The 2,955-nt window shown below is 53.5% G+C and carries 4 protein-coding genes and 3 tRNA genes; all 7 read left to right on the top strand.

Features of this window, described 5'->3' with window-relative positions; translation table 11 throughout:
- The first annotated feature begins 130 nt into the window (after nt 1-130).
- A complete protein-coding gene (gene birA, locus BLO80_RS28680) occupies nt 131-1,087 on the top strand; it encodes a bifunctional biotin--[acetyl-CoA-carboxylase] ligase/biotin operon repressor BirA (protein WP_092334432.1) in 957 nt (318 codons plus the stop codon).
- Nucleotides 1,077-1,826 carry a pantothenate kinase gene (locus BLO80_RS28675; protein ID WP_092334434.1) on the top strand — a complete coding sequence of 250 codons (750 nt, stop codon included), beginning with the start codon at nt 1,077-1,079 and terminating at the stop codon, nt 1,824-1,826. The genes birA and BLO80_RS28675 overlap by 11 nt, the downstream gene beginning before the upstream one ends.
- A gap of 7 nt (nt 1,827-1,833) precedes the next feature.
- Nucleotides 1,834-2,289: a hypothetical protein gene (locus BLO80_RS28670; RefSeq protein ID WP_092334436.1), complete on the top strand. Its 456-nt coding sequence runs from the start codon at nt 1,834-1,836 to the stop codon at nt 2,287-2,289.
- Between the two features lie 142 nt (nt 2,290-2,431).
- Nucleotides 2,432-2,516 (top strand) — tRNA-Tyr (locus BLO80_RS28665).
- A gap of 24 nt (nt 2,517-2,540) precedes the next feature.
- Nucleotides 2,541-2,614: transfer RNA gene (locus tag BLO80_RS28660), tRNA-Gly, on the top strand.
- A 26-nt stretch (nt 2,615-2,640) separates the two neighbouring features.
- Nucleotides 2,641-2,716: transfer RNA gene (locus tag BLO80_RS28655), tRNA-Thr, on the top strand.
- An 84-nt stretch (nt 2,717-2,800) separates the two neighbouring features.
- On the top strand, nt 2,801-2,955 hold a 155-nt coding region (locus tag BLO80_RS28650), incomplete at its 3' end, for a GTP-binding protein (protein ID WP_237614161.1).

Raw genomic sequence — 2,955 nt, 5'->3', positions numbered from 1 at the left:
AATTCCGAAACCCCTATCTGCTGATGCAGGTAGGGGTTTTGTTTTGCCCGCAGGAAAGTCATTTTGTGTTTCTATGCAACTGTCTTGCGCATGGCTATCATGCGGGCCTCATTATCAGGGCGCAGTCCGCATGCTCACGTTGCTAAAACTTCTGAAGGATGGCCGCTTTCATTCGGGGCAAGCGCTGGGTGCTGCGCTGGGTATCAGTCGTAGTGCTGTATGGAAGCAGTTGCAGCACTTGGAGGCGGATTTAGGATTGTCTGTTCATAAAGTTCGAGGTAGGGGTTATCAGTTGGCTAAGCCCCTGTTGCTTTTGGATGCGACAGAAATTCGCGCAAAAGGCCTTCATGAGTGGCCTGTCCATATATTCGACTCTATCGACTCCACTAACGCCGAGGCGCTGCGTTTCATTGAGCGCGGAGGCGTGGCGCCATTCATGGTTTTGGCTGAGCGACAGATAGCGGGTCGTGGTCGTCGTGGTCGTAAGTGGGTCAGCCCATTTGCCGAAAACCTTTACCACAGCCTGGTGTTGCGCATTAGTGGTGGGATGCGAGAGATCGAAGGTCTGAGCTTGGTTGTCGGGCTTGCGGTCATGCATGTCTTGCGCGATATGGGGATCGCGGCGGCGGGGTTGAAATGGCCTAATGATGTCTTGGTGGGTGACAAAAAGATCGCCGGCATTTTGCTTGAGTTGGTTGGAGATCCTGCAGACGTTTGCCATGTTGTCCTGGGCGTAGGGATTAATGTGAATATGCAATCGACTGATGAGGTCGACCAGCAATGGACATCCATGTGCCTTGAAGCGGGCAGGGATTTTGATCGAAATGAGCTGGTGGCCCGATTGGGGGTGAAGCTGCAGCAATATCTGGAGCTTCATCGCGTATCGGGGTTTGCTGCGATCCAGTTGGAATGGGAGCAGTACCATCTCTGGCAGGGGCGGGCTGTGTCTCTGATTGCCGGTGTTAATAAAATTGACGGCATTGTGCTGGGCATTGACCACCAGGGTGCGCTGCGTTTGAAGGTGGATGGTGTGGAAAAAAACTTTAGCGGTGGTGAGCTCAGTTTGAGGTTGCGTGATGATTCTTGAGCTCGACTGCGGCAACAGCTTTATCAAATGGCGCGTTCTGCGCCCTGACGGAATAACGCCGGTCGAAGGTGGTGTGGTCGGCTCTGACGACGATTTGCTCGCGAACCTGAATGACGCGAAGAAGTTCCAGCTCAAGAAGTGTCGTCTTGTGAGTGTGAGGACCCAGGCGGAGACGGATTCATTGGTCGCTTCGCTGGTCGATGTGTTCGGGGTATCGGTAGTTCGTGCTATGCCCGCCCGGGAAATGGCGGGTGTGAGAAATGGCTACGAGGATTACGAGCGGCTAGGCCTCGATCGATGGTTGGCCCTGCTTGGTGGTTTTCATCTCGCTTCGGGGGCGTGCCTGGTGCTGGATTTTGGTACTGCCGTCACAGCTGATTTCGTGGCCGCGGATGGTGGGCATCTGGGAGGGTTCATTTGTCCTGGCATGCCTCTGATGCGTAATCAATTGCGTACCCACACGCGGAAAATTCGTTATGACGATATAGCGGCCGAGCGAGCCCATGAGAGCCTCGCTCCAGGTCGTGCGACTGTCGAGGCGGTCGAGCGCGGTTGCATGCTGATGCTCAGGGGATTTGTCCTGACTCAGCTTGAATTGGCGGAGCAATATTGGGGAAAGGATTTCGTGGTGTTTCTTACTGGGGGGGATGCCAATCTGGTTTCCGGGGTCGTTCCAGAGGCCAGGGTGGTACCTGACCTGGTTTTCGTCGGTTTGGCGATGGCCTGTCCTTTGTCTTGAGGTTTCTATGCGGTGGCTGTTTCTGTTGTTGCTGGTTTTGAATGTCTTCTACTACATCTGGCATCAGCAAGAGGCCCCGCTTCGCGCCAAGGATGTCACGCCGTTGAGTTTATATCGCGGGTCGCAACAGGATATTCATCTCTTGAGCGAAACGGCGGATGCCCTTGTCAGGCGCGATTCGGCCAAGTCTGCTGACGTGTCCAAAACCTGTGTCTATCTGGGTGGTTTTGCTCGACCGGAGCTGGCCAGGCAGTTGGAGCAGCGCCTGGCGGCTTTGGGTGTCATAGGTCGCTCTGTGGTTTCGAGCGCGCAAAATCTCCCTGAGGGAGGAGGATTCTGGGTTCAGGTTCCCCAGGAAGGCGCGGGAAAGGTGAGTGAAACGCTGCTCCAAAACCTTTCTAAAGAATTCAATGAGTTAAAACATAAAATAATGCCATGCGAAGGGGTTGCACCCGTAGGGTAGTTTGCATAGAATGGCGCCCGCTTCGCAGCGAAGACCTTTAAAGGTAAGCGGTACGAAGCGACGTCAACGCAGCTAACCTCAGGTTTTTAATGAGAAAATGCTTGACAGAAGGCTGGCATGATATAGAATGCCGGCTCGCTTAGGAGGGGTTCCCGAGCGGCCAAAGGGATCAGACTGTAAATCTGACGTCTACGACTTCGAAGGTTCGAATCCTTCCCCCTCCACCATTTTTAGCGTGAGCTGCAAGCTCCGCGGGTATAGTTTAGTGGTAGAACCTCAGCCTTCCAAGCTGATGATGCGGGTTCGATTCCCGCTACCCGCTCCAAGTTTGCAGGTTGTGCAAAGTGTTTTGCTCTTGTAGCTCAGTTGGTAGAGCACACCCTTGGTAAGGGTGAGGTCAGCGGTTCAAATCCGCTCAAGAGCTCCATATTACAAGGCAGATATGCAAATATCTGCCTTTGTTTTAATGGCTTGTGTGACTCGCTAAATTCTTCTCCTAGGGGTGATTTCGATGGCTAAGGAAAAGTTCGAACGTAATAAGCCGCACGTCAACGTCGGTACCATCGGTCATGTTGACCACGGTAAAACCACGCTGACCGCTGCTCTGACCCGTGTCTGCTCCGAAGTTTTCGGTTCGGCCAAGGTTGACTTCGACAAGATCGACAG

Origin of the sequence: Pseudomonas sp. NFACC56-3, from assembly GCF_900100025.1 — a bacterium.
Classification (GTDB): domain Bacteria; phylum Pseudomonadota; class Gammaproteobacteria; order Pseudomonadales; family Pseudomonadaceae; genus Aquipseudomonas; species Aquipseudomonas fluorescens_AA.
Note: the sequence above shows the minus strand (reverse complement) of the source record. Positions and strands in the feature narration are given on the sequence as shown.